The following is a 24,263-nucleotide window of genomic DNA, read 5'->3' on the forward strand; positions in this document are numbered from 1 at the left end:
TTTTTATTGTTGCTCCAGTTTTGGTAGTCGTAGCTTTTGTTCCAATTGAACAAAGGTTTTTTCTGTGTAGGGGCCAAAAACAAACTCGGAAGAATCTGCAAATTTGTGGCCTTTAAGTCGATCTATGTAATAGTAAGCGCAGGCACCCTCAGGGCAAGCGTAGACTGAGACGAACATCTCGTTTGCACTGATATGATGTGGCTTATCGATACGGCGGATGTAGGCATCGTCCCCCAAATTAAAACCAAGGGCTTTTTCGCCATCTATCCAATAAATCTCGTAAGGGCCATCACTCCATGAAGGAGAACACCCAATTAAAAATATGGCGACGAGTAGTGGGATGTACTTCAGGACACTTCTTTGCATAAATGCTTTTACTTTGCATCTGTCCACATAGAAAGTAACCCTTTTAAGTTACAACTCTGTGAGAAATTGAAACTACAGCTGTGATTATCTACCAAATTAGATACTAATTACGGAAGTTTTGCAGGGCGAGAATACGATCATCCAGTGGTGGGTGCGTGGCCATAAGCGCTCCCATGCTACCGAATATACCGAAGGCTTTCATATTACCAGGTAGGGGTTCCTCGTGGCCGCGATCGGACTCCACCTTGAGCCGTTGCAGCGCGGCAATCATGGATTGGGGGCTGGCCAGTGTGGCGCCGGCATGGTCGGCCCGATATTCACGGCGGCGACTGAACCAGGCGACAATCATCATGGCGAAGAAGCCGAATATGATGTCCATAACAATGGATGTGACAAAATAGCCGATGCCCAATCCCTCTTCGTTGCGCAAGATAACCCGGTCTACGAAGAACCCAACCAAGCGGGCAAGGAACATCACAAAGGTATTTACCACGCCCTGGATTAGTGCCAGCGTCACCATATCGCCATTGGCCACGTGACCAATTTCATGGCCAATAACGGCGCGGGCTTCCTCTCGGCTGAAGCGCTGCAACAGACCGGCACTGACAGAGACCAGAGCGCTGTTGCGATTCCAGCCTGTGGCGAAGGCATTCGCCTGGGGCATTGGAAATATCCCCACATCTGGCATACCGATGCCTGCTTTGCGGGAGAGTTCCCGTACGGTTTCTACCAACCACTGTTCATCGGCACTGCGGGGCTGCTCGATAATTTGTGTGCGGGTACTGACCCGTGCGATGGTTTTCGATAAGAGCAGGGAAATAAAAGACCCGCCAAAACCAAAAATCGCGCACATCAGCAACAAGGCGCCGAGGTTGAGATCGACACCGTTTGCCTGAAGAATTCCCCCAATTCCAAAAATATTGAAAATAATGCCGACCAATACAAGGACAGCAAGGTTGGTCAGCAGGAATAGCCCAATGCGCAACATCGGATCTCTCCTTTGAGTGAGTGTCTTTACGGAATTATTCCGCGGCTCCACCGGTAAGTTTAGATAGGGTTGGCGCAACTTGCCTTACTGTAGATCGGCACAGCTTGGCCTGCTGTGCCGAGTCCGTCGAGTGCGCGTGTCTGCGACTCTTTCCGTGGTGCTTGGGGGGAATTACTAGTCAGAGTTTTGGGTGGCAAGGAGGCGGTCGACCTCGCTGGTGAGGTGTTGTTTCAGCTCCGGCTCCAGGTCGTTCCAGTGCACATCCATCAGGGCGCCCTGAAGAGCGTAGAGCATTACTTTGGAGGCGTTAATCCCCCGGTTGCGAATACTGATAAAGGCCTCGACAGGCCCAACCCTGCGCAGGTCATCGTGGGAGCGAATGCCAATAGAGTGGAGAATATTGACCGAGGCCAGGCCCAGGTTTTTTAGTTTTAATAGTTCTGATTGACTCGGGTGCATTCGGTTTTCCCTACCAGTTTGAGCGTCCGTTGTCGCAGCCAACCCCTCGACTGCGGCTTTGAACTTAACATAAATTAACAGGTGGCTAACAAACATTACCGCCAGATTATTGTGCGGCGCGCCTGCTTTGGTGCCATAGTTAAGGGCGATTGTCTGCGCTCTGTTAAAGTAGGCATAGCCTGTTGAATAATTTAGCCTGCCCTTTGGAGTTCGCCTAATAATGAGATGCAAATGTTATCGACACCGCTGAAGCGTATGTTATTTGGGCTCGGCGATGAGCATGTCATTGTTGACCCAGCTTCTGACCAGCTTTTACATCCCGAAGCACTGATCGCCTTTCAGCGCTTGAGTCGGGATGCCCGTGAAGAGGGGTTTGCCCCTAAAATCGTTTCCGGTTTTCGCGCCTTTGATCGACAACTGTTGATTTGGAATGCCAAAGCACAAGGTCACCGCCCGGTTCTCGATAGTCACGGTACTCCCCTGGATATTGAACAGTTAAGCGAGCGGGAGCTGATCTTCGCCATTCTGCGCTGGTCTGCATTGCCGGGAGCATCCCGTCACCACTGGGGTACCGATTTCGATATTATCGATGCGGCGGCAGTCCCCGCTGACTATGCAGTCCAGCTCACACCCCAGGAGGTGGCGGACGACGGAGTTTTTGGCGCCTTCCACCGCTGGCTGGATAACCAAATCAGCACGGGTAATAGTTATGGGCTGTTCCGCCCCTATGCAGAGGATCGCGGCGGAGTCGCACCGGAACGCTGGCACCTGAGCTATGCCCCCAGGGCCCGAGAGCTTCAGGAACTTCTCAGCGTGGAGCGCCTGTCCGAGTTGCTACAAGAGTCAGAACTATCCCTGGGCACTGCGGTTTGCGAGCACCTTCAGGAAATCTATACGCGCTATATCTGGGTTCCGGATCACTGCTACCCCCATTTAATGGGCAACTATAGCGGCCTGTTGAGATAGGTTGGTTACAGTTTATTACCACCTCAATGGGGGGTGGCAAGAAAGCTACTTTGCGATGGAGGCTTCCTCTTGAAAGGGGCTAGTGATCCTGCCAAGCTGCGCCGCAGTGAATGCCCTGGGAAATATAAGGGAGATGAATTATGGGTGAGGAAGCGGCCGTTCAAGGGCAGCGGGATATTTGGCAGGCGATGCGGGCTGAAGCCTCAGAGGCGGCTGCTGGCGAACCTATCCTGGCAAGTTATTTCCACAATACCATTTTGCGCCACAAGTCTCTGGGTGATGCTATGGCGGATCACCTGGCTTCGGTGTTGGAGCACAATGCCCTCACGGCAACCGCACTTCAGGAAGTGATTGCCACGGCTCTGGCTAATGATCCGAGTATTTCCCACTGTATGAGCGAGGATATTTGCGCTTGGTATGACCGGGACCCGGCTTGCGACCAGTACCTGACGCCTTTCCTGTATTTTAAGGGTTTTCACGCCCTGCAATCCCACCGGATAGCGCACTGGTTGTGGAATCAAGGCCGCCATACCTTGGCGCTCTATTTCCAGAGCCAGGTATCGGAACAGTTCTCGGTGGATATCCACCCAGCAGCGCGATTTGGCTGCGGGATTATGATCGATCACGCCACTGGATTAGTGGTGGGGGAGACCTGTGTGGTTGAGGACAATGTCTCGATTCTCCACTCGGTGACATTGGGCGGCAGTGGCAGCGGCAGCGGCGATCGTCATCCGAAAATTGGCCCCGGAGTGATGATTGGCGCCGGTGCTAAAGTATTGGGTCCGGTTAAGGTGGGAGAGGACGTCAAAATTGCCGCCGGTAGCTTGGTCTTGCACGATGTGCCGGCCCATACAACCGTCGCCGGTGTTCCCGCCCGCCAGGTAGGAGGGCGTGTTGAAGGGGCTCCGGCTTATACCATGGACCAGACTCTGGATTCGGAAGAGTAACTCAGGGAAATATTATTGATGTCGCAATCTGCCTACAGTTTGGTTTTTCGCGGTGATTTGGTGGCGGGTTTTACCGCCGGTGATGTAAAGGCCAGTATGGTGCGCCTGTTTAAAAGCAATCCCCAGGCGATAGAGAAATTATTCAGTGGGCGCCCGCTGGTACTGAAGAAAGGGTTATCTCTGCCCCAGGCACAGAAGTTTCGTGCAAACCTGGCCAAAATAGGCGCACAGGTCACTATTAAGGACGAAAGCAGCGGCGCAGCTGTTGCTGAGCAAACCAAGCCCAAGATGGAAGCTGCGGCTAGCCCGAAGTGGACCTTGGCGCCCATGGAGGGAAACTTGGTTAAGGAGCACGAACGCAAGTCGGTGGAACCGGTCAGCGTTGAGGTAGAGCACCTCAGTTTACGTGCAGCGGAAGGCCAGCTTCTGGATGAGAGTGAGCGCAAAGGGGAGGAGCTATCTCCTGTCTCTGTTCCCAATTGGGAAGTTAACTGACAGGGTCTCTCCTAACAGGCAATAAAAAACCGGCACTAGGCCGGTTTTTTATTGCTCAGAGTCTGCTGAAAGAAGAGGGGATTAGCCTTCTTCTTTCAGGTAGCGCTCGCGGGAAGCCATAACTTCTTTGCGTGCAGCTTCGGCGTCAGCCCAGCCTTCTACTTTAACCCACTTGCCCGCTTCCAGGGCTTTGTAGTTTTCGAAGTAGTGCTCGATCTGCTTGATCAGCAGCTCGGGCAGGTCGCTGATTTCTTCAACGTGATCGTACAGCTTGGTCAGCTTGGTGTGCGGTACGGCCAGCAGTTTGGCATCAACACCGGATTCGTCGGTCATGTTCAGAACGCCAACAACACGAGAGCGGATTACAGAACCAACCATTACCGGGTAAGGCGCTACAACCAGCACGTCCAGGGGGTCACCGTCTTCAGACAGAGTCTGGGGCACGTAGCCGTAGTTTGCTGGGTAGAACATCGGAGTGGCAACGAAGCGATCCACAAATACTGCGTCAGAGTCCTTGTCCACTTCGTATTTGATCGGGTCGTGGTTGGCAGGGATCTCGATGATTACGTTGATATCGTTGGGCAGTTCTTTACCTGCCGGGATCTTTTCGAAGCTCATTGCTGGTCCTGAATGAATAGATAACTGAAAATCTGGAGCGCGGATTATATATGCTGAGGGGCTCGGCTGAAAGTCACGCCTGCGCCGGGTTTATGGCGTCGAAGCTCGTCTGGCGGGTCTATCCTGTAACTCGGAGATAACAACAACGGGGCAGGACCAGTCATGGTAAAGGCACGGGAGGTAAAAACCGCTCACGAGGCCCGCGCAATTGTCGAAGAACGAGGCCTCAGTCATGTCAAAGTGGGCTTATTCGATACCGATGGTGTAATGCGTGGCAAATATATGAGCCGCGCCAAATTCCTCTCATCCCTGGAAAAGGGCTTCTCGTTTTGCGATGTGGTCCTGGGCTGGGATGTTAAGGATCAGCTCTACGACAATACCCGCTATACCGGTTGGCACACCGGATATCCAGACGCTCCGGTCCGCATTCTTCCAGAAAGTTGCCGGGATGTACCTTTTGAAGATGACATGCTGCTATTTCTCGCCGAGTTTGACGGTCGCGCCCAGGCGTTGTGTCCCCGCGCAGTTCTGCGCAGGGTAATTGAGCGCTGCCGCTCACTGGGATTTGATCCCTATGCCGCCCTGGAGTACGAATTTTTCCTGTTTGATGAAACGCCCGAGTCAGTGCGGAGCAAGGGTTTCCGCAACCTCAAGCCTTTTACCCCTGATGTGTTTGGTTATTCCATACTGCGAAATTCTGTCCACGGTGAGCTGTACCGGGAAATCCTGGAACTGAGTGAGCGCATGGACTTCCCCTTGGAGGGCTTACACACAGAAACAGGTCCGGGAGTTTTAGAGGCGGCTATTGCAGTGGATGGTGTTGAGGCCGCTGGAGACAAAGCTGCCTTGTTTAAAACCTTTATAAAAGTATTGGCACAGCGAATGGGCTTGATGGCCACTTTCATGTCCCGCTGGTCCAGTGAGTACCCGGGGCAAAGCGGGCATATTCATTTATCACTGCGCAATAGTGGCAGCGGTGATTCGGCTTTTTTCGATTCGGGCCAGCCAGACGGTATCAGCCAGGTAATGCGTCAGTTTATTGCTGGGCAGCAAAGGTTGATGCCGCAATTCCTTGCCCTGATGGCGCCGACTGTCAACAGTTATCGCCGCTTGGTACCAGGGTATTGGGCGCCAACAGGAGCCAGCTGGGGAGTGGAAAACCGCACAACGGCTCTGCGCGCTATCCCGGGTGGCGATACTTCCCAGCGCATCGAATACCGCTTGGGGGCCGCCGACGCCAATCCCTATTTAGCACTGGCAGCAGCTTTGGGCTCGGGTCTTTACGGTGTTATGCAGCAATGGCATCCCGGTGAGCCTGTCACCGGCAATGCTTATTCGCTGGAGTTGGAAGGCGAGCAGGTTCTGCCGGGCACACTGTGGGAATCCACTCAGCAATTTAAGGCGTCAGAAGCAGCACAGGAACTATTTGGCAGCGACTTTGTTGAACACTTTTCGGCCAGTCGCGAGTGGGAGGAGCGGGAATATCGCCGCCATGTGAGTGACTGGGAGTTGGAGCGGTACTTCGAAATTATTTAATTGGGAGTATCGACGCCGATGAAGACTACAAAAATCATGCACCACCTTCAGTGTATTTCTCCTATTGATAACAGTGTTTATGTAGAGCGCGCTCTGGCGGGAGAGGTGGAAATCCGTGTAGTGCTGGATCGGGCCAGTAAAGCACAAAAAGCATGGAGGCGAACTCCCCTCAATGAGCGCATCGCTATTGTCGAGCGGGCTGTGGAAATATTTGCCGTTAAAAAAGAGCGTTTGGGGCGGGAGCTGTGTTGGATGATGGGGCGTCCAATCCGTTATGCAGGAGGAGAAATTAACGGGTTTATGGGGCGTGCGCAGACCATGGCACAGCTTGCTACTGAAGCCCTCGCTGACATTCAGTTACCTGAGAAGCCGGGTTTTACCCGGTTTATCCGCCGCGAGCCCTTAGGGGTCTCCCTGGTAATTGCCCCGTGGAATTACCCTTACCTAACGGCGGTTAATGCAGTGGTACCGGCACTGCTATCGGGCAATGCAGTGATTTTAAAACACTCGGCACAGACGCCGCTTTGTGCTGAGAGAATGGTGGAGATTTTTCGCGAGGCGGGACTGCCCTACGGTGTTTTTCAGTTTCTTCATTTAAATCATGCTTATACCCAGCGATTAGCCTGTGCGGGGGAAATCCAGCATGTTGCCTTCACCGGCTCGGTTGGCGCTGGCGCGAACCTAGAACGCACAGTTGCCGGTCGATTTATTCAAGTGGGACTTGAACTGGGGGGAAAAGATCCAGCTTATGTCCGCGCCGACGCCGATATTAACCAAGCTGTGGCTGCGGTAGTCGACGGCGCCTATTTTAATTCCGGGCAGTCCTGTTGCGGTATTGAGCGGGCCTATGTGCATGAAGATATTTTTTCTGAGTTTATTTCCCAAACGGTCGACTTACTGCGTGACTATCGACTGGGGCGCCCGGATCAAGTGGAGACCACTTTGGGGCCTTTGGTGCGTGCGGAAGCTGCAGACCGGGTTCGCGCGCAGGTGGATGAAGCGATAGCGGAGGGCGCGAAGGTTCACTTGGATGTGAGTGAATTCCCAATGGACAAGCGGGGTACCCAATATATGGCACCGCAACTGTTAACCCGGGTGCGACACCACATGCGAGTGATGCGCGAGGAGACTTTTGGGCCGGTGCTGGGGGTGCAGAAAGTGCATGATGATGGCGAAGCTCTAGAATTTATGAATAACAGCCCATTTGGTCTTACTGCGGCTATTTTTACCCGCGATGAAGATGTTGCAATGGAGATGGGAGGGTATTTAGAGGCCGGCACTGTTTTTTTAAATCGTTGTGATTACCTGGATCCGGAATTGGCCTGGACGGGTGTTAAGCAATCTGGTCGTGGATGTACGCTTTCTAAAATTGGATTTGAGAATTTAACCCGCCCCAAGTCATTTCATTTTAAACATGATGGTTAGCGGGAATGATTGCCGGATGCAGAAAGTGAAATTGTCTGCCTGTTTTCCGAAAGGTCACAGCCTATTTTGAATATGCAAAAGTGACAGAACGTCAGAGAGGAAATTGTGGATAAATACCATGTCAATTGGAATTATCCCACGACCGTTTGGGTTGGCCCCGGTCGCATTACTGAATTGGCTGAAGCTTGCCTGGAGCTGAATATTCACAAGCCTCTGTTAGTTACTGATCCTACAGTCGCCGCATTGCCACTGATCGATAGTGCGATTAACCCATGCCAACAGGTGGGTCTGGAAGTTAGCGTTTTTTCCAAAATCAAAGGTAATCCCAATGAGATAAATATCGCCGATGGGGTGGCCAAGCTGCGTGAGCAGAAGTGCGATGGGGTCATTGCCTTGGGCGGGGGCTCGGCCCTGGATGCGGGCAAAGCCATTGCCCTTATGGCGGGACAGCAGCACAGTATTTGGGATTTTGAGGATATAGGCGATAACTACAGGCGTGTGGACCCAGAGGGCATTTTACCGCTGATTGCCATTCCCACGACGGCTGGCACAGGTTCTGAAGTTGGCCGGGTTGCGGTAATTACCGATGAGAAAGCACAGGTTAAGAGGCTGATTTTCCATCCGCGCATGATGCCGGATATCGTTATTCTCGATGCTCAATTGACTATGGGGTTGCCGCCAGACCTCACCGCAGCGACGGGAATGGATGCGCTGTCACACAATCTCGAGTCTTTTTACTCCCCTCAATACCATCCTATGGCCGAGGGAATCGCCCTGGAGGGGATGCGCCTGATCAAGGAGTATTTGCCTCGAGCTTATGCTATAGGCGCAGAACTCGAGGCGCGTCAGCAAATGTTGGTAGCTTCCTGTATGGGGGCTACGGCTTTCCAGCGGGGCTTGGGCGCTATCCACGCCCTGGCACATCCATTGGGGGCCCTGTATGACAAGCACCATGGTTTGTTAAATGCGATATTGATGCCCTACGTTCTGATCGCCAACCGTCCAGCCATCCAGGTGCCTATGGGGCATCTGGCACTTTATCTACAACTGGCCGGTAATGAGATGTTTGATAGCGGATTTGATGCGGTACTCAACTGGTTGCTCGGATTGCGCAAACAGCTGGGGATTCCCCACAGCCTGTCGGATATTGGAATTGATGATACCGATGCCGACAGAGTTGGGAAAATGGCATCGGTGGAGCCTTCCGCTAGTACTAACCCGATGCGTTTTAACGGGATAGAGTATCGGGATATTTTCTTGCGCGCCTGTGAAGGTACCGTCACCCTGTAATAAATTCCTGCGAATAGACGACAGAAGAGAATGTGTTCCATCGACAATCGGTAAAGGACTGAATGATGCGCAGTATTATTGCTCTCTTGTTCCTCTCATTGGCCAGTATTTCCCTGGCTCAGGATTCATCGAATATTCGCACGGCTATTTTTGCAGGAGGGTGTTTCTGGTGCATGGAGCCGCCATTTGACAAGGTCGATGGCGTCCTGGAAACCACCTCAGGATACAGCGGTGGCCATGTCAAAAACCCGACCTATGAACAGGTATCTTCCGGTGGTACGGGGCATGCGGAAGTTGTTCAGGTAAAGTACGATGCGAATAAAGTCAGCTATTCCGACTTACTGAATATTTTTTGGCACAACGTTGACCCTTTTGATTCCGGTGGTCAATTTTGTGATCGCGGTGACCAGTACCGAGCCGAGATTTTTTACGGCAGTCAAGAAGAAAAGGTGTTAGCAGAGGAGAGCAAGAAAAAGGTAGAAGCGGAGTTGGGTAAAAAGGTGGTGACACAAATAAAACCCGCTGCAACCTTTTATCCCGCAGAGGCCTACCATCAGGACTATTACCAACGTAATCCTCTGCGTTACAAGTATTATCGCTACCGCTGTGGGCGTGATAAGCGCTTAGAGGAGGTCTGGGGGAAAGCGCCAAGTTAACGGATTGCCTCTCCGCAGGGTGAATATGGCACCGAGTCCCACTTTGTATGACGGGGAAGTCCTGGAAACAATCAATGATTTTCCAGTGCTTTACCGTTATTTACCGGCGGTTAGTACCAGTCCGCTAATGGTATTTATTCCAGGCACAGCACATCTAGCGCGTATTTTCTACGGCTATCCCGGTGGCCGCCCAGATGATTTTATAAGTCACTGGGTCAATCTAGCGGGTTTTCCCTTCCTTGCTATTTCTTACCCTATGGAAAATGCGGTTTTTTGCAGTACTCACCCGGAGTTTACAATTCAAGATTGGGGAGATCAGGCTGCAGAAATTATTGCCAAGATTTTGTCTGAATATAACCTTCCAAATTCGGTAGTGGTGTGCGGCTGGAGTATGGGAGGGAAAATCGCTGGGGCTCTAGCGAGGGCGGCGAAAGCCTTGAATTTTTCGATTGAATGCTTTGTGGCTATGGCCGCAGAACCCGCGTTGCCGGGCTTTCTTCCCGAAGCTAATGCCAAGGCCATCGAAATGACAGTTGATGGGATGGCCAGTCGAAAGGGCATATATCCTGCCTTTTTGGCCGCGCTTGATGAGCAGAACACCTTAAACCAACACACAATTATCCCCAAAGATATCTATCTGGAGGCGTTCCTTGGAGCAATTCCCATCGCGCTTATTGGCACTGGATTAATGTATGATGGGCAAGGGTTTAAGGAAGATCTTTCCAGGGCATTGAAAACGGCAAACACCTTTGACTTCTTGGACTATCCAATTCCCGTTGTTATTCAGAGTGATTCAATGGGAGATTTGGAAAATGTGCTGTGCAATATTGATGATTGGGCATTTATTCGCAATCGAGTTCTTGCCAGTAAACTTTTAGGAGGTGCATCTCCAGAGCAGATTCCAAGGGAAAGGTGGGAGCTAGTACAGCTTATAATCCGCTCGTCTTCCGCTTATTTTTCACAGACCGTTACAGGTAACCATTTCTTCTTTGTTGGCGCTATTGGGGCGCGCACTACTGTTGATAGTATCGAAAAGCTTTTGGCCAGGGTGAGAAGTATCCAGTCCTAATAAAGCACTTCTTAATAGCCTCATGGTGCTCTGGTTAAGCTGTCAGAGATTTTTAAATTAACATTTTGGTTATTTTACGATCCGCTCTACTTTTTTAAGGCTTACTACTGGGGTGAAAGGAAAGAATACACCGCACTCGAGACTCACCGCGAATACATCCCTGTAAGCTTCTAATCGGCATCCATGCCTCATAGGGTCCAAGCGCGGTGTATTCTTCCCTTTTCCCTTTTCCCTTTTCCCTTTTTAGTAGGCTATGCGGGTTGTAAGGCTTGTTCATGCTGATATTGGGTGAAATAGAGTTTCTCAGAAAGCTCGGTAATGAAATCGATGTTTTCGACCTTGTCGGCCATGCTTTCCATTCGGTCTTCTCCATTTAATGCCCCCCAGATGCTAGCGGCCATGGCACCCACGGTATCTGTGTCACCACCTAGAGAAAAAATATTAGCTAATACAGACGTTAAAGGAGAGTTTCGATACTTAAGTCCAAAGTAAATGGCGGTGATACAGGACTCTGGCGCGGTAATGCCATTACCTAGCCATTGCTTGATTTGCTGCGGATGTGGGATTTTCTGGTTAAACAGTAGAGTCGCACACTTTTCCAGTTTGTAGCGATATATTTCGGACTTACATCTTACTTCCAGTTTGTTCAATATCTCTCTGTTTGAACGATCTTGCAGGGATTCACAGATGGCGATAGCGATCAAGTATGCTCCCTCGACAGCAACTGGATGGGCGTGGGTGATTTCAGACACCGATTGTACATATTGCTTGAGGCGATAGTCATTTTGGGGGTGGCAGAGGGCAATAATAGGTGCTCTCATGGCGGCCCCATTGCCGATAGAACCGAGCTTAAATTTTTTTCGGTTTAAATCTTGCCAGCGTTTACCATCCCTGACTCCTTTGAGTAGTTTCGCTGCACTGGGACCATACCCTCTGCTCCAGCGATAACTTTGGGCAAACTTTTTGGCTATGTGGTCCTGATCAAGGTAATTATGCTCAAGAAAGGAGGTCGCAATATCAATAGACATCTGCGTGTCATCGGTGTAACGCTTTTTACCCTGTTCGGTTTTCCCGATAATTTTCCAGAGTTGTCTTTCTAGAACGCCACCCTCGTACGGGGCGCCAAATGAATCGCCGATGGCTATTCCTTTAAAGCAACCTCTATATTTACTCAGCTTTATCATTTTTTGATTTCTATACCTTATTCTCAGGGGAAGTCGCTACTAGCTATAAGGACCACTATTAATTGCTGTTATAAGTAACAGTTTTATTCTAGAAAACATATATTGGCAGTTGATGGCCATCGAGGGAAAGGGTTTTATTTTAGGTGAGAGCGAGCCGATATTTAAAACTAATCGGCTCGCCACTAAAGTCGCTATATCATTTAATTAATACAGGCATCGTTAGCACTTCCAAAAGTATTTCTAATCCATACATTGCCAGTGCAAGCAGGGTGATTGTGGTCAGCAAGATCTGCGCCGGCATTATTTTCCGCGGTATTGCCAATGATCAAGTATCCGACTTGACCCAATCCCAACATCATAATGCCGTTAACGCCGTTATTATCTGATAGATTGTTGGCAACAATGCCGCCATCCCCACTATCAATTACAATCCCACTCGACGTATTGAGATTCGTCTCATTGAATCTGATGAGAGTATTGTCACCAACAATCTTTATTCCTTGGAGACCGTTGCTTGATGCATAAGAGTATCTCACACGATTACCGTCACCCATAACGCGTATACCCATACCCCCATTGCCGCTAGCATCGGAGGCTTCAACAGTATTACCTGAACTCCAAAGGGCGATTCCTGCAATAGAGTTTGACGAAGCAGTGATATCAAAGATTTGATGGCTGCCATCACCTTCGGCAGATACGCCATTGTTACAGTTTGAGATAGTGCTTCCACCAACAGTATCCTCAAGGATTCTATCGCTGTCTTTCAATTGAATGCCAATTCCACTGCCATCGCAGCTGAGGTGGTAACCCGCCATATCGAGTGATCCGCCAGCATCTATCACGAGTGCAGGGTGGCTTGCGCAGCCAAGAATATCGCCGGTAAGTGATTCTGCGGTTGTAATGGTATCTCCACAGCTGACAGCTGATGCGACGGCGGAGAGCGATAGTGCTGCAATACCGGATACAGCGAGCAATGATGCTTTTATAGAATTCATATTTCTATTTTTCATATCAAATTTCCCTAATTATCTGAGTAATTAAAAAAGAGAGTGAACACCCAAAGCCATGGAGATTGTGACCTAGGTTTGGGAAAGAGCCATAGGAAATTTTTCCTAATTTATTGGGTTTTATTTGATATTTTGGTGATAATAGATTGTTTTTATTCTATTAAAATATTTACTTTTTTATTTTAGGTGGAGGTGCTTAATACTGGTGCGAAAAATGAAGAAACCTGCATTATAAAAATAAGCGTTGTTTGGGTGTGCAATGGCTATTTTTTAAGATTTTTTGCGAGAATCTTTACGCAATCTGCCCTCTGTTCGAAAGTTGTATTGGCAAACCCGAGCACCAACCCTGAATCTTCATTTTTATTGGAATAGAAGAGCGATAGTGGTGTGCTGCCAAATCCGTATTCGCGTAGTTTTTTTGAAAGGGTGATGTCGTCGTGTCCCGGCGTGGATATAACCAAGTGCATACCGGCACTACTGGCAATTAGTCCGGCTGGAGGTGGTATTTCTTCTCGAATAAGCTGATAGAAATGTTCCCATTTCTTCATATAACTAGCACGCATTTTGCGAAGATGTCGCACAAAATGCCCCTCATCGAGAAAGTCTGCCACGACAGCTTGTGTGACTAAGGGGGAGTGGCCAGATAACATTTCTTTTGCTTGGGTAAATGCCGCTACTGTAGATTTAGGCACCACTAAATAGCCCAATCGTAGGCTGGGTAGCAAGGTCTTACTAAAGCTCCCCATGTAGAGTACAGGTGTATTTTCTCCCATCCCCTGGAGCGCCGCGACGGGTTTATGTTGGAATGAAAATTCACTGTCGTAATCATCTTCAATTATCCAGCAGCTAGCCTGTGTCGCCCAATCCAGCAGTTTAATCCGTTCACCTGCGGGCATAACACCACCCATTGGGTACTGATGTGTTGGTGTGGTAAAAAGTAACTTGGCCTGGGTTGCATTATTGACCAGCTTATCTACATCCAAGTGCTTATCTTTCAGATTCGCTGGTACGAGCTTTGCTCCAACAGCCTGGAAAGCTGCTCGAGCGCGGCGATATCCTGGATTTTCTATATAAACCTTGTCTCCCTGGTTAATCGCGACCAGTGCACATAGATTCAGGGCTTCCTGAGCTCCATTGGTAATAATAATTTGTTCAGCGGTACAGCGAACTCCCCGGGAGTTGCGCAAGTATTCAGTAAGTGCCATACGCAAAGGTAAATAACCTTGGCTTTGCCCGTAACCTGCGAGAGCTAACCTGGATTGGTGGCGGCGGTATAATTTATTCCAAATAGTGAATGGAAATTTGCTTAGATCCGGTAGGCCGGGGGTGAAGGGGAGAGATTGATCCTCACTTTTCTTACCCCAAGATAATGTCTGTGCAAAATCACCATAGTGAGAAAGTGATGGTAAGTACCTATTCCTTTGTGCTTGCCAACCTTGTCTGTGTGTTCTCTTTGTGTAGGCCGGCAATTCGGGAGATACAAATACGCCTTTCCCTGGATGGCTGGTAAGGAAGCCCTCTGCTTTCAGCTGGTCCAGAACTAATGTCACTGTATTGCGGCTGATAGAGAGGGATTCTGCCAACCGGCGCGAGGAGGGGAGCTTGGTACCAGCAGCCAGTCGGCCATTGCAGATCCAATCTACCAATTGCCGATACAACTGTTCCTGTAGCGGCTGGCCTGATTCGAGAGTTAGGTCTGTAAGTTCGGCGGCACTCAAAACTGGCACCATAAAATAGTTAAAACTGGCGCTTATCAGCGTACCAGCAAGATCCTACATTGGCGATATCTATTTCATACCAGAGTGAGTTAAAGGAGGTTTTATGAATTTACATTCGCCAATCTCTGATGAATTGCCAACCTCAGCGAAGAGTCGTGTACGTCGTGCTCCCAAGCGTGCCAGTTATCGGCGAGAGGATGTTTATAAGCTTGTCGACGAGCTAAAACTTGGCCATGTCGGTTTTATTGAAGACGGTGAAGTCATCATTATTCCTTTAACCGTTTGGCGTCTGGGGGAGTTTTTGTATTTTCACCTGGCTAACAAGAGCCGGCTACAAAAACTATTGGAGGCAGGAGAGCAGGTCTGTATTTCATTTGCCCGTTATGATGAGTGGGTACTGGCCAAGTCAGCCTTTCATCACAGTGCTAATTATCGCTCTGCGGTATTGTTTTGCCGAGGTGAGAGGGTCAAAGAGCAGCGGGAATTTGATGCGGTTTTTAAAGCGATTATTGATGATATAGAGCCGGAGCGCTGGGATCAGGTGCGCCTCCCCAACCTACAGGAGCGCAAGGGAACAGCTTTGATGCGCCTGACTATAGAGGAGGGGGCTTTCAAAAGCCGAACTGGCGCGCCATCCGATAATAAAGAGGATTTGGCTCTGCCTGTGTGGAGCGGGGTCAAGCCTGTGTGCCCGTTTCGCTAGTGCTCAATTTAGCAAAGTAAAGGGAGCCTTATAGGGCCTCTGCCACTACTTTTAATGCGATTTGAATGATCTCCTGCTGGCCGGCTTCAATATCGGGGATAACACCCTGTCCTTCCCAATTGGGGCGGCTGCCGGCAATCGTAGAAACCGGGCGTTTATCTGGGATACCGATTTCAAAGCCATAGGGGAGGGATTGGGGAGACTCCATGATATGTGCCCCACCGGCGCTGGCATTACCGACAATCGTGGCTCGGCCCAGCTGTTGTAGTGCGAAGGCGGTACTCTCGGATGCAGAGAAGGATCTTCCATCAATCAGAATGACCATTGGTCTGTCACTCCCATAGGTGGGCCAGGGTTGAGGTGAAATACGTTTCGGTATTTCTCTCCCCTTGCGGCTTTCAATAACAAAGGGAAAGGGAGAATGGGGGTCAATAAATGACTGCAGAACAGCATTGGCGGTTTCTTCGTCTCCGCCGCCATTACTGCGTAAATCGAGTATTAGGCCCTCGCTGTGGCGAAGCAGGGTGAAAGCCGCAGCGAGGGTTTGGTGGGCATTTTTATAGGTGTGGAAAGAAGAGAGGGAAAGGTAGCCAATGTTACCGGGAAGAATCTCAATTTTCTTAACGCCGTAGTTATTGCTGGGCGCTTCAGCCTGCCACTGTTCAATCCAATTGTGGGCTTCTTTTTGGTTATCTATATGCTCTATATAGAAATGCTTATCACCGGAAAGGGTGCGAATTTCTTTGGTAAGTGCGCTGGCTAATTGTTGGTAGTCACTACAAAGATGATTAAAGTGTTTGGATTCTGCCAGGCTATTGAGTTGAGCAGATAGCGCCTGTCCTTTTTCCTCCAATATATAGTGCTTCTGAATAGCTACTGCAGCAGCTTTAATAACCGGGCCTGTCTCAAACTGGCAGGAACTCATTGCGCCGGAACTTGCCGCGAGAGACATGGAAAAAAACTGATTAATACCGCTAAACTCATCTTGAGTTGGCGTTTCATATTTATGTAGCCTCTATTGATAGATTTTCTTTTATCCGCTCTAAATAAGAGCGTTTCTCTAAAGCTTGAATTGTTTGATTGAGCAGCTCTGATAGTTCTGTCGGTAATTCGCTATTGAGGGACTGTTCAGCTTCCAGAGTTGCTATCCACTGCTGTTTTAGCTTGGGTATCAACGCACTGCCTTTGCGGGTCAAGCGTATTTTGCGCTGGCGAGCATCTTCTCCAGAAGAGGTCTGTACCAGCCCTTGTTTAATCATGTCTTTTACAGTTTGACTCACTGCGGGCTGGGAAATATGGGTGCTCGCTACCACCTCACTAATGGTTATATCTCTCTTGTGGATAAGTGCACGCATTATCGGGGTGTAGCGGGGTTTGTAATTCTCCAGGCCACAGGCCCTATAGCTCTCTGCTACATCGCCATCCAGTAATTCCAGAATGTGACGAAGCTGAGTCCCCAGTTGGCTGTATTTCATAAAAGTTGTTCCATAAGCACTTATATAAGTGACTATATAATTTTTGGCGAACTTTTCAAGCTTCTTTGCCGCTATTCATCACCCCGCACAAATTCTTTGGCGCTTTTTTTGCATTGTGTGGCGAGTTTGGCGGGTTTTGTGTGAAATGGATTTTTGAACAAAGAGCTGAAATTTAAATTTCATATTTCATTCATCGAACTTTAGGAATTAACCGCCAATCTTTGCGCCGCGTAATCTGTGTCAGGTACGAGTGAAGAGAACATTATGAAAGAGATTGGCTTGGCTGCCCTTGCAGCCTTGGGGTTACCATTTTTGGCTGAAGAGGTCCAAGCCAGCGACCTCATTATTTCTGAATATATCGAGGGCAGTAGCAACAATAAGGCCCTTGAAATTTACAATGGCACGGGTGCAGCGGTTGACCTCAGTAGCTACAGCATTGAACTTTACTTCAATGGCTCCTCTGCGGCGGCTTCAACCATCGCCCTAAGTGGCAGCTTGGCAGACGGCGATGTTTACGTATTCGCCCACGCCAGTGCTGATTCCTCAATCCTGTCAGTAGCCGATCAGATTTATACCAGCGGCCTGTTTAACGGGGATGATGCGGTTGCCCTGAGTGGCCCCAATGGATATGTGGATGTTATCGGCCAGATCGGTGTTGATCCCGGTAGCCAATGGGGCGACAACAGTCTGGGGACCCAAAATCAAACCTTAATTCGCAACTGGAGTGTGAGCGAAGGCCGTGCCGACGGCAGTACGGATTTTGACCCAGCTTCAGAGTGGTCTAGCGCAGGTCAGGATGACTTTTCCAACCTCGGCTGGCACAGCGAAGACGGCACTGGTGGTGGAGATGACGGCGGTGATGACGATGTTGTTCTCGGCGATTGCGGAGATATTTCTACGTTAATCAGCCAGGTTCAGGGTGATGAGTTTGAAAGCGCTCTGGAGAATGAGCGCCACGAAATTGAAGCGGTTGTTGTTGGTGATTTCCAAGATACCAGCACCGGCCTTTCCGGCTTCTTCCTGCAAGAGGAAGACAGTGATCAGGATGGCCAGATAAATACCTCTGAGGGGTTGTTTGTACACGACAAAGGCTTCGGTGTAGATGTGCAAGTCGGGGATTTGGTTCGCGTCGGTGGTGTGGTTACTGAATACTATGACTTTACCGAGTTAGATGAGGTAGATGGCGTTACGGTTTGCGGTAGCGGCTACAGTGTGACTGCCGAGGAAGTCTCCCTGCCGTTTAGTTCTGCCGAAGAGCAGGAGCAATACGAGGGGATGTTGGTTGAGTTCCCGCAAGCCCTGATGGTGAATGACCACTATAACCTGGGGCGCTATGGTGAAGTCACCCTGGCCAATGGCCGTCTCTATATTCCCACCCACAACAATGAGCCTGGGGTTGCAGCCGTAGCACAGGAAAGTGCAAACGATCTGAATAGGATTGTGCTGGACGATGGTTCCAGTGTGCAGAACCCGGAAGCTGTGCCTTATCCCGTCTCCGGCCTCAGTGCCAGCAATACCTTACGCAATGGCGATACGGTAGAGGGGTTGCGCGGAGTAATGGGGTATAGCTACAGCGCCTACCGAGTACATCCCGTGGAGGCGCCAGAATTTGTTGCTGCCAACCTGCGTGAAAGCGCTCCACAATTACCGGGTAAGGGCAGTTTAAAGATCGCCAGCTTTAATGTTCTGAATTATTTTAATGGCGATGGTTATGGCGGCGGTTTCCCTACCTCCCGTGGGGCTGATACTGAAGAAGAATTCCTGCGCCAGAGAAATAAAATTATCTCCGCTATTTTAGGCCTGGATGCCGATGTAGTTGGCTTAATGGAAATTGAGAACGATGGCTACGGTTCGGAAAGTGCTATTCAGGATTTAATTAATGGTCTTAACGCGGCTACTGGCAGTGAAAACTATCAATTTATTAATCCAGACCTGGCTCAACTGGGCACCGATGAAATTACTGTGGGGCTGATTTATCGCAGCGATCGGGTAATGCCTATAGGCGCTGCTGCGACAACTGATAGCTATCCCTTTGATGACGGTAACCGCCAACCACTGCTGCAGGCTTTTGCCGAACTATCAAGTGGTGAAGAGCTGGCCGTGGTGGTCAATCACTTTAAATCAAAGGGAAGTTGTCCTGACGATGGCAGTTTGAACGATGATCTGGGTGATGGACAGGGCTGCTGGAACTCGCTGCGCACCGAAGCCGCAGATGCCCTGGTTTCATGGATTGATTCTGACCCGACAGGTAGCGGCACCGATCGTGTTCTGGTGCTCGGTGACCTCAATAGCTACGCCCGCGAAAACCCAATTAGCACTCTAAAGGACGCTGGCTACGCTGATTTGTTGGAGGTTTTCGGTGAAGGAGAAGCCTACTCCTATGTCTACAGCGGTGAGTCCGGTTACTTGGATCACGCCCTCGCCAGTGAAGCTTTGGCTCCTCTGGTAACAGGTGCGGCCGATTGGCATATCAATGCCGACGAGCCTCGGGTGCTGGATTACAACATCGAGAATAAAACCGATGAGCAGGTGGAGAGTTTCTACTCGGCTGATGCATTCCGCGCTTCAGATCACGATCCGCTTGTGATTGAACTGGATCTGGGGGCAGATAACCAGGAGCCGGTTGCTGGGTTTGAGTGGGGTGTTGAAGGCTTCGAAGTGAACTACTTCGACAGCAGCGTCGATACCGATGGCACTATCGTTAGCTGGGCCTGGGATTTTGGTGATGGCACTACCAGTAGTGAGCAAAACCCCAGTCATAGCTACGATGCAGCAGGCACTTATTCAGTAATCCTCCAGGTTGAGGACGATAGGGGAGCGATCTCCACTGTTGAGCAGCTTGTACCACTTGAAGAAGTTGTTGATCTCCGAGCTGATTTTAAAGTCCACACCTTCCTGCGCTGGGTGTGGGTTGAAGAGCGCAGTAGTTACGATGGCGACGGTAACCTGAGCTATGAGTGGGACTTTGGTGATGGCACCAACCGCTCCGGCCCCATGGCACTGCATCGCTATGCCACCGGTGGTAGCTATGAAATTACCCTGACTGTGAAAGACGATTTCGGTAATGAAGATAAAGCCTACCGTGAAATTGAGATTCGCAAGCCGTTTTGGCACTGAGATGGATATCAACAACAATAAATAATTAACTCCACATATTGAACGGTCGGATATTAAGGCAAGAGATATTCGGCCGTTTTCTTTCCTCCCCATGTTAATTACGTATTTTTCATCTTTACCTCCTTGGGCATATGCCCGAGTGTTTCACTTCCTCGTTTTCATATTGGTAGCCCGGCAAGACTCCATTGCGAGTCATTAAAATCTTTATTATACGGATCATTGGAGGGGAAAGTGTTTGTGCGTGCCCGATCCCTGAATTGGAAAAAGACTTGAATAAAGTGCCTAAGATGTCTTCCTGGAGTATTGAGATATCACTGGGGCCTATCAGAGACGTATCAAAATACATAAATATTTAATGCAAAGAGTGTCGTTTTCAGTCAGCGTGTGTTTTATTGCTTCAGGTAAATCAGTTACTAGTGATCAGCGAAGCTATTAAACCACTGGGGGAGACATAGTTTGCAGGCATTTAAGACATTGGAAGGTTTAAGCCTGGAATGGACCGGCACCCACTATTCAAAGCAAGGTGATTTCCCCGACCTTTCTACCCACACGGTAACCTATGAAACCGCGACACATTGTTACGTTACGGCGTCGGGAGAGTTAGTTGGGGAAGCTTCATATACCTATGAAGCCATGGACGATAGGATGGCGGCGTTGATTTATCGGCCTGATATATATCAGGGGCGAAAAGGTGTGGTGCTTTATGCGATGCTCGATTTTGTACAGATGATGGATCGCGCCATTATTCTCTATCAGGATCGGCCACTAGCGCTGGCAAATGGCAGTTTTCAGGTGGTGAATACCCCTGTGCGACCTACAGCCTGAAAATTGAAAAACAAGGAAAATGGTGAGCTTATGAGAGAGTGCGAGAAAATTAATTATATTGAGTTGCCCTCCAGGGATTTGGGTAAGACAAAAGCATTCTTTACCGAGGCATTTAATTGGACTTTTACCGATTACGGTCCGGAGTACACCGCTTTTTCAAATGCGGGATTAGACGGTGGCTTTTTCAAGGCAGAGTTGCAGAGCACTACCGAAAATGGATCTGCATTAGTGATGTTATACAGCCGCGACCTGGAGGGTACCCTGGAAAAGGTCACGCGATGCGGAGCCGAAATAGCCAAGCCAATTTTCCCGTTTCCCGGTGGCAGGCGCTTCCATTTTAGGGAACCTTGCGGCAATGAATTTGCGGTTTGGTCTGATGTGGAGTCTGCGTAGAGGCGTTTACAGAAAAAAGCCCCCGATTTTACTCGGAGGCTTTTGGGAGACTGGCAACCGTTTCTATTAAGCTTCGAAATCGGTACCCAGCTTCTTTTCCACCAGCTGCTTTTTCAGGGTGGCGTACTGGGGAATGCCATTTTTGTAGGGAGGGTAGTCCTCGCCTTGAATCAATGGCAGCAGGTACTTGCGTCCCTCTTCAGTAATTCCAAAGCCGTCTTCGCTGATATATTCGCGCGGCATAAATTTTTCTACGTTGGCGACTTCAGACAGCGGCGCCTCTGCGATGGACCAGCTGTACTCTTCACCTTCTGCGCGAATAATGGCAGGCATAATGGCATTTTTGCCTGCTACAGCCATTTCCACTGCGGCGCGACCTACGGCGTAGGCTTGCTCAACATCGGTAGCAGAAGCGATATGGCGGGCGGCGCGCTGGAGGTAATCTGCCAGGGCCCAGTGGTACTTCAGGCCGAGTTCGCTTTTGACCATGTTGGCCAGGGTCGGTGCAACACCGCCCAACTGCTTGTGGCCAAAGGCGTCGGTGGTGCCGGCATCGGCGAGGAAGGTGCCGTCGCCGTACTGGGCGCCTTCGGAGGCGACGATAACGCAGTAGCCTTTCTCGTCTACGGTCTTTTGTACCTTGGCGAGAAACTTCTCTTTATCGAAAGCGATTTCCGGGAACAGGATAATATGGGGTGCATCGCCTTCCTGTTCTTGGGCCAGAGCGCCGGCAGCGGCAATCCAGCCCGCGTGACGGCCCATCACCTCGAGAATAAATACCTTGGTGGAAGTAGCGCACATGGAGGCCACGTCCATGGCCGCTTCCTTGGTGGAAACGGCAACATATTTGGCAACGGAGCCAAAGCCCGGGCAGTTGTCGGTCAGGGGCAGGTCGTTATCCACAGTTTTGGGAATATGGATGGCCTGGATTGGATAACCCATGGTCTCGGACAGTTGGGATACTTTCAGGCAGGTGTCTGCGGAGTCTCCACCACCGTTGTAAAAGAAGTAGCCAATATTGTGCGCTTTGAAGACTTCGATCAGGCGCTCGTATTCTGCGCGGTTCTCTTCCAGGCTCTTCAGTTTATAGCGGCAGGAACCAAAGGCACCGGAAGGGGTGTGGCGCAGTGCAGCAATATCCTCTGCGCTCTCTTGGCTCACGTCGATCAGCTCCTCGCGCAGCGCGCCGAGAATACCGTTTAGCCCTGCGTAGACATTGCCAATCTGGTCCGGGTTTTCACGCGCAGCTTCAATTACGCCGCAGGCGGATGCGTTGATCACGGCGGTAACGCCACCGGACTGCGCATAAAAGGCGTTCTTTTTCGACATGGTTATCCTGTGCTTATAGAGATATAGAGAAGTATCCCGATCCGGTAGTCCGCCTCGCATCTAGTTTTAAACATTTGTGCCAGTGGGGATAACCGGGAGCTCGTATCGGGTGTCGACCCTTTCGGGAAAATTCCTACCACCGTACCGGGGATGAGGCCGACCAATGCGGGGGCGGAGTCTAATGGAATAGCGAGTAAATTGCATGGTAACTGGGGTATTTGGCAATTACTGGCCCGAATTGCCGTGTTAAGCTTGCGCCGCAACCCGTAGGAGTACATTTTTCCGCTATGCATATTCATATTCTAGGTATTTGCGGCACATTTATGGGCAGTTTGGCCCAACTGGCGGTGGCGGAAGGGCACCGCGTAACCGGCAGTGACGCCAATGTTTATCCACCTATGAGCACCCAGTTGCAACAGGCGGGTATCCAAATTACCGAGGGCTATGATCCCGCACAGCTGGAGCCCGTCCCGGACCTGGTGATTATTGGTAATGCCATGTCCCGGGGAAATCCGGCGGTAGAGGCGGTGTTGGAAAAAGGGTTGGCTTACACCTCTGGCGCCCAGTGGTTGTGCGATCATTTCCTGGGTGGCCGCTGGGTATTGGCGGTTTCCGGAACCCACGGTAAAACCACCACCGCCAGTATGCTGGCCTGGATTTTGGAAGCGGCAGATATGCAGCCCGGCTTCCTGATTGGTGGAGTTCCGGCTAATTTTGGTGTCTCTGCTCGTTTGGGAGAGTCTCCCTTCTTTATTGTCGAGGCGGATGAGTATGACACTGCCTTTTTCGACAAGCGTTCCAAGTTTGTGCACTACCGCCCGCGCACGGTGATTATCAACAATCTCGAATTTGACCACGCAGATATCTTTGAGGACCTGGCGGCAATCCAGAAACAATTCCATCACCTGGTACGAACTGTGCCTGTTAGCGGCCTGATAGTGGCCTCTGCCGAAGAGAATGTAGAGCAGGTGCTTGATAAAGGCTGCTGGAGTGAAGTGCAGCGGGTTGGCAGCGAGTCTGCCGAAGGTGTGCGAGTGGGTGATTGGTGCGCAGTGGATATTGCCGCCGATGGCAGCAGTTTTACGGTTCAGTTCAAAGGCGAAGCTGTGGCGCGGGTCGAGTGGGACCTGACCGGGCAGCACAATGTGCAAAATGGCCTCGCGGCTATGGCTGCGGCGCGGCATGTGGGTGTCACCCCAGATTTGAGTGCGGCAGCTCTGGCACGCTTCCAGGGGGTTAAACGCCGTATGGAGTGCCTGGGAGAAGTGGCCGGCATCCGTGTTTACGATGATTTTGCCCATCACCCTACCGCGATTGAATCCACCCTCAATGGTCTGCGGGCGAAGGTAGGGGAGGATAAAATCATTGCCCTGATTGAACCGCGTTCCAATACCATGCGTATGGGAGTGCACCAGGGCAAGCTGGCCGACTCCTGCTCCGGAGCCGATATGGTGCTCTGGTATCAGCCTGAGGGAGTTAACTGGTCCCTGGAAGACGTCGCCCACCACTCATCGGTGCCGGCCAAAACTTTTGATTCGATTGAAGATGGTGTGGAATCTGTGTTGCAGCTAGCCGATTCCGGTAGCCATATCGTAGTGATGAGCAACGGCGGCTTTGGCGGTATCCACCAGCGCCTTATCGGTGCCCTGGAACAGAAATACGATCTCTAAGTCAGAAGACTAATGTTTCCTGCGCAG

The 24,263-nt window shown here is 50.3% G+C and carries 23 protein-coding genes; 13 read left to right on the forward strand and 10 right to left on the reverse strand.

The genetic code is table 11. From position 1 onward, the window contains the following. Positions 1–3: 3 nt before the first annotated feature. The 3 genes from P0078_RS18830 to P0078_RS18840 all read right to left on the reverse strand — a co-directional run bounded on the left by P0078_RS18830 (position 4) and on the right by P0078_RS18840 (position 1,813). A complete protein-coding gene (locus P0078_RS18830) occupies positions 4–366 on the reverse strand; it encodes a hypothetical protein (RefSeq protein WP_282931438.1) in 363 nt (120 codons plus the stop codon). 103 nt (positions 367–469) lie between these two features. After that, complete coding sequence (gene htpX / locus P0078_RS18835; RefSeq protein WP_282931439.1) at positions 470–1,354, reverse strand: protease HtpX; 885 nt, start codon at positions 1,352–1,354, stop codon at positions 470–472. A gap of 174 nt (positions 1,355–1,528) precedes the next feature. Then, a complete protein-coding gene (locus P0078_RS18840) occupies positions 1,529–1,813 on the reverse strand; it encodes a TfoX/Sxy family protein (RefSeq protein WP_108735343.1) in 285 nt (94 codons plus the stop codon). Positions 1,814–2,044: 231 nt separating this feature from the next. Between P0078_RS18840 and P0078_RS18845 the strand changes: the two genes are divergently transcribed. The 3 genes from P0078_RS18845 (at position 2,045) to P0078_RS18855 (ending at position 4,221) form a co-directional block, all read left to right on the forward strand. Then, a complete protein-coding gene (locus P0078_RS18845; protein WP_282931440.1) occupies positions 2,045–2,779 on the forward strand; it encodes a M15 family metallopeptidase in 735 nt (244 codons plus the stop codon). A gap of 140 nt (positions 2,780–2,919) precedes the next feature. Beyond that, positions 2,920–3,726, forward strand: a complete 807-nt coding sequence (gene cysE / locus P0078_RS18850) for a serine O-acetyltransferase (RefSeq protein WP_282931441.1) — start codon at positions 2,920–2,922, stop codon at positions 3,724–3,726. Positions 3,727–3,744: 18 nt separating this feature from the next. Further along, a complete protein-coding gene (locus P0078_RS18855; protein WP_282931442.1) occupies positions 3,745–4,221 on the forward strand; it encodes a hypothetical protein in 477 nt (158 codons plus the stop codon). Positions 4,222–4,302: 81 nt separating this feature from the next. On the opposite strand, the gene ppa is transcribed toward P0078_RS18855, so the two are convergent. Then, positions 4,303–4,839 (reverse strand): inorganic diphosphatase, encoded by a 537-nt coding sequence (gene ppa / locus P0078_RS18860; protein ID WP_282931443.1) that lies wholly within the window; start codon positions 4,837–4,839, stop codon positions 4,303–4,305. A gap of 162 nt (positions 4,840–5,001) precedes the next feature. Between ppa and P0078_RS18865 the strand changes: the two genes are divergently transcribed. The 5 genes from P0078_RS18865 (at position 5,002) to P0078_RS18885 (ending at position 10,815) form a co-directional block, all read left to right on the forward strand. Then, the gene (locus P0078_RS18865) at positions 5,002–6,375 is read left to right on the forward strand and encodes a glutamine synthetase family protein (protein ID WP_282931444.1); all 1,374 of its coding nucleotides are present in this window, start codon (positions 5,002–5,004) and stop codon (positions 6,373–6,375) included. An 18-nt stretch (positions 6,376–6,393) separates the two neighbouring features. After that, the gene (locus P0078_RS18870; protein ID WP_282931445.1) at positions 6,394–7,800 is read left to right on the forward strand and encodes an aldehyde dehydrogenase family protein; all 1,407 of its coding nucleotides are present in this window, start codon (positions 6,394–6,396) and stop codon (positions 7,798–7,800) included. A gap of 105 nt (positions 7,801–7,905) precedes the next feature. Beyond that, positions 7,906–9,090, forward strand: a complete 1,185-nt coding sequence (locus P0078_RS18875) for an iron-containing alcohol dehydrogenase (protein WP_282931446.1) — start codon at positions 7,906–7,908, stop codon at positions 9,088–9,090. A gap of 62 nt (positions 9,091–9,152) precedes the next feature. After that, positions 9,153–9,746 carry a peptide-methionine (S)-S-oxide reductase MsrA gene (gene msrA / locus P0078_RS18880; RefSeq protein ID WP_282931447.1) on the forward strand — a complete coding sequence of 198 codons (594 nt, stop codon included), beginning with the start codon at positions 9,153–9,155 and terminating at the stop codon, positions 9,744–9,746. A gap of 25 nt (positions 9,747–9,771) precedes the next feature. After that, a complete protein-coding gene (locus P0078_RS18885) occupies positions 9,772–10,815 on the forward strand; it encodes an alpha/beta fold hydrolase (protein ID WP_282931448.1) in 1,044 nt (347 codons plus the stop codon). A gap of 251 nt (positions 10,816–11,066) precedes the next feature. Here P0078_RS18885 and P0078_RS18890 read toward each other — a convergent pair whose 3' ends face one another. From P0078_RS18890 to pdxR, 3 genes are all read right to left on the reverse strand, one after another. Further along, positions 11,067–11,999, reverse strand: a complete 933-nt coding sequence (locus P0078_RS18890; RefSeq protein WP_282931449.1) for an ADP-ribosylglycohydrolase family protein — start codon at positions 11,997–11,999, stop codon at positions 11,067–11,069. Between the two features lie 200 nt (positions 12,000–12,199). Then, positions 12,200–13,009 carry a right-handed parallel beta-helix repeat-containing protein gene (locus tag P0078_RS18895; RefSeq protein WP_282931450.1) on the reverse strand — a complete coding sequence of 270 codons (810 nt, stop codon included), beginning with the start codon at positions 13,007–13,009 and terminating at the stop codon, positions 12,200–12,202. A 260-nt stretch (positions 13,010–13,269) separates the two neighbouring features. Further along, entirely contained in the window at positions 13,270–14,724 is a 1,455-nt protein-coding gene (gene pdxR, locus P0078_RS18900) for a MocR-like pyridoxine biosynthesis transcription factor PdxR (RefSeq protein ID WP_282931451.1), read from the reverse strand. Between the two features lie 103 nt (positions 14,725–14,827). On the opposite strand from pdxR, the gene P0078_RS18905 reads away from it, so the two are divergent. Beyond that, positions 14,828–15,427 carry a pyridoxamine 5'-phosphate oxidase family protein gene (locus tag P0078_RS18905; protein WP_282931452.1) on the forward strand — a complete coding sequence of 200 codons (600 nt, stop codon included), beginning with the start codon at positions 14,828–14,830 and terminating at the stop codon, positions 15,425–15,427. A 28-nt stretch (positions 15,428–15,455) separates the two neighbouring features. Here the strand turns inward: P0078_RS18905 and P0078_RS18910 are convergent, their stop codons facing one another. Then, positions 15,456–16,379: a S41 family peptidase gene (locus tag P0078_RS18910; protein ID WP_282931453.1), complete on the reverse strand. Its 924-nt coding sequence runs from the start codon at positions 16,377–16,379 to the stop codon at positions 15,456–15,458. 52 nt (positions 16,380–16,431) lie between these two features. Further along, positions 16,432–16,902, reverse strand: a complete 471-nt coding sequence (locus tag P0078_RS18915; RefSeq protein ID WP_282931454.1) for a MarR family winged helix-turn-helix transcriptional regulator — start codon at positions 16,900–16,902, stop codon at positions 16,432–16,434. 264 nt (positions 16,903–17,166) lie between these two features. Here P0078_RS18915 and P0078_RS18920 point away from each other — a divergent pair, with 264 nt between their 5' ends. The 3 genes from P0078_RS18920 (at position 17,167) to P0078_RS18930 (ending at position 21,237) form a co-directional block, all read left to right on the forward strand. Next, on the forward strand, positions 17,167–20,019 hold the full coding sequence (locus P0078_RS18920; protein WP_282931455.1) for an ExeM/NucH family extracellular endonuclease: 2,853 nt from the start codon (positions 17,167–17,169) through the stop codon (positions 20,017–20,019). 456 nt (positions 20,020–20,475) lie between these two features. Then, positions 20,476–20,844: a hypothetical protein gene (locus tag P0078_RS18925; RefSeq protein ID WP_282931456.1), complete on the forward strand. Its 369-nt coding sequence runs from the start codon at positions 20,476–20,478 to the stop codon at positions 20,842–20,844. 30 nt (positions 20,845–20,874) lie between these two features. Next, the gene (locus P0078_RS18930; RefSeq protein WP_282931457.1) at positions 20,875–21,237 is read left to right on the forward strand and encodes a VOC family protein; all 363 of its coding nucleotides are present in this window, start codon (positions 20,875–20,877) and stop codon (positions 21,235–21,237) included. A 66-nt stretch (positions 21,238–21,303) separates the two neighbouring features. On the opposite strand, the gene P0078_RS18935 is transcribed toward P0078_RS18930, so the two are convergent. Continuing rightward, on the reverse strand, positions 21,304–22,566 hold the full coding sequence (locus P0078_RS18935) for a 6-phosphofructokinase (protein ID WP_282931458.1): 1,263 nt from the start codon (positions 22,564–22,566) through the stop codon (positions 21,304–21,306). Positions 22,567–22,853: 287 nt separating this feature from the next. Between P0078_RS18935 and mpl the strand changes: the two genes are divergently transcribed. After that, positions 22,854–24,236: a UDP-N-acetylmuramate:L-alanyl-gamma-D-glutamyl-meso-diaminopimelate ligase gene (mpl, locus tag P0078_RS18940; protein ID WP_282931459.1), complete on the forward strand. Its 1,383-nt coding sequence runs from the start codon at positions 22,854–22,856 to the stop codon at positions 24,234–24,236. The last annotated feature ends 27 nt before the right edge of the window (positions 24,237–24,263 follow it).

Source organism: Microbulbifer sp. VAAF005 (assembly GCF_030012985.1).
Lineage (GTDB): Bacteria > Pseudomonadota > Gammaproteobacteria > Pseudomonadales > Cellvibrionaceae > Microbulbifer.

Bases quoted from the DNA above. Each gene is read 5' to 3' on its own strand.
- P0078_RS18830 (WP_282931438.1), bottom strand. From the start codon at position 366: ATGCAAAGAAGTGTCCTGAAGTACATCCCACTACTCGTCGCCATATTT.
- P0078_RS18840 (WP_108735343.1), bottom strand. From the start codon at position 1,813: ATGCACCCGAGTCAATCAGAACTATTAAAACTAAAAAACCTGGGCCTG.
- P0078_RS18910 (WP_282931453.1), bottom strand. From the start codon at position 16,379: ATGTCTCTCGCGGCAAGTTCCGGCGCAATGAGTTCCTGCCAGTTTGAG.
- htpX (WP_282931439.1), bottom strand. From the start codon at position 1,354: ATGTTGCGCATTGGGCTATTCCTGCTGACCAACCTTGCTGTCCTTGTA.
- ppa (WP_282931443.1), bottom strand. From the start codon at position 4,839: ATGAGCTTCGAAAAGATCCCGGCAGGTAAAGAACTGCCCAACGATATC.
- P0078_RS18905 (WP_282931452.1), top strand. From the start codon at position 14,828: ATGAATTTACATTCGCCAATCTCTGATGAATTGCCAACCTCAGCGAAG.
- P0078_RS18920 (WP_282931455.1), top strand. From the start codon at position 17,167: ATGAAAGAGATTGGCTTGGCTGCCCTTGCAGCCTTGGGGTTACCATTT.
- mpl (WP_282931459.1), top strand. From the start codon at position 22,854: ATGCATATTCATATTCTAGGTATTTGCGGCACATTTATGGGCAGTTTG.
- P0078_RS18845 (WP_282931440.1), top strand. From the start codon at position 2,045: ATGTTATCGACACCGCTGAAGCGTATGTTATTTGGGCTCGGCGATGAG.
- cysE (WP_282931441.1), top strand. From the start codon at position 2,920: ATGGGTGAGGAAGCGGCCGTTCAAGGGCAGCGGGATATTTGGCAGGCG.
- P0078_RS18865 (WP_282931444.1), top strand. From the start codon at position 5,002: ATGGTAAAGGCACGGGAGGTAAAAACCGCTCACGAGGCCCGCGCAATT.
- P0078_RS18930 (WP_282931457.1), top strand. From the start codon at position 20,875: ATGAGAGAGTGCGAGAAAATTAATTATATTGAGTTGCCCTCCAGGGAT.
- msrA (WP_282931447.1), top strand. From the start codon at position 9,153: ATGATGCGCAGTATTATTGCTCTCTTGTTCCTCTCATTGGCCAGTATT.
- P0078_RS18885 (WP_282931448.1), top strand. From the start codon at position 9,772: ATGGCACCGAGTCCCACTTTGTATGACGGGGAAGTCCTGGAAACAATC.
- P0078_RS18895 (WP_282931450.1), bottom strand. From the start codon at position 13,009: ATGAAAAATAGAAATATGAATTCTATAAAAGCATCATTGCTCGCTGTA.
- P0078_RS18935 (WP_282931458.1), bottom strand. From the start codon at position 22,566: ATGTCGAAAAAGAACGCCTTTTATGCGCAGTCCGGTGGCGTTACCGCC.
- P0078_RS18870 (WP_282931445.1), top strand. From the start codon at position 6,394: ATGAAGACTACAAAAATCATGCACCACCTTCAGTGTATTTCTCCTATT.
- P0078_RS18855 (WP_282931442.1), top strand. From the start codon at position 3,745: ATGTCGCAATCTGCCTACAGTTTGGTTTTTCGCGGTGATTTGGTGGCG.
- P0078_RS18915 (WP_282931454.1), bottom strand. From the start codon at position 16,902: ATGAAATACAGCCAACTGGGGACTCAGCTTCGTCACATTCTGGAATTA.
- P0078_RS18890 (WP_282931449.1), bottom strand. From the start codon at position 11,999: ATGATAAAGCTGAGTAAATATAGAGGTTGCTTTAAAGGAATAGCCATC.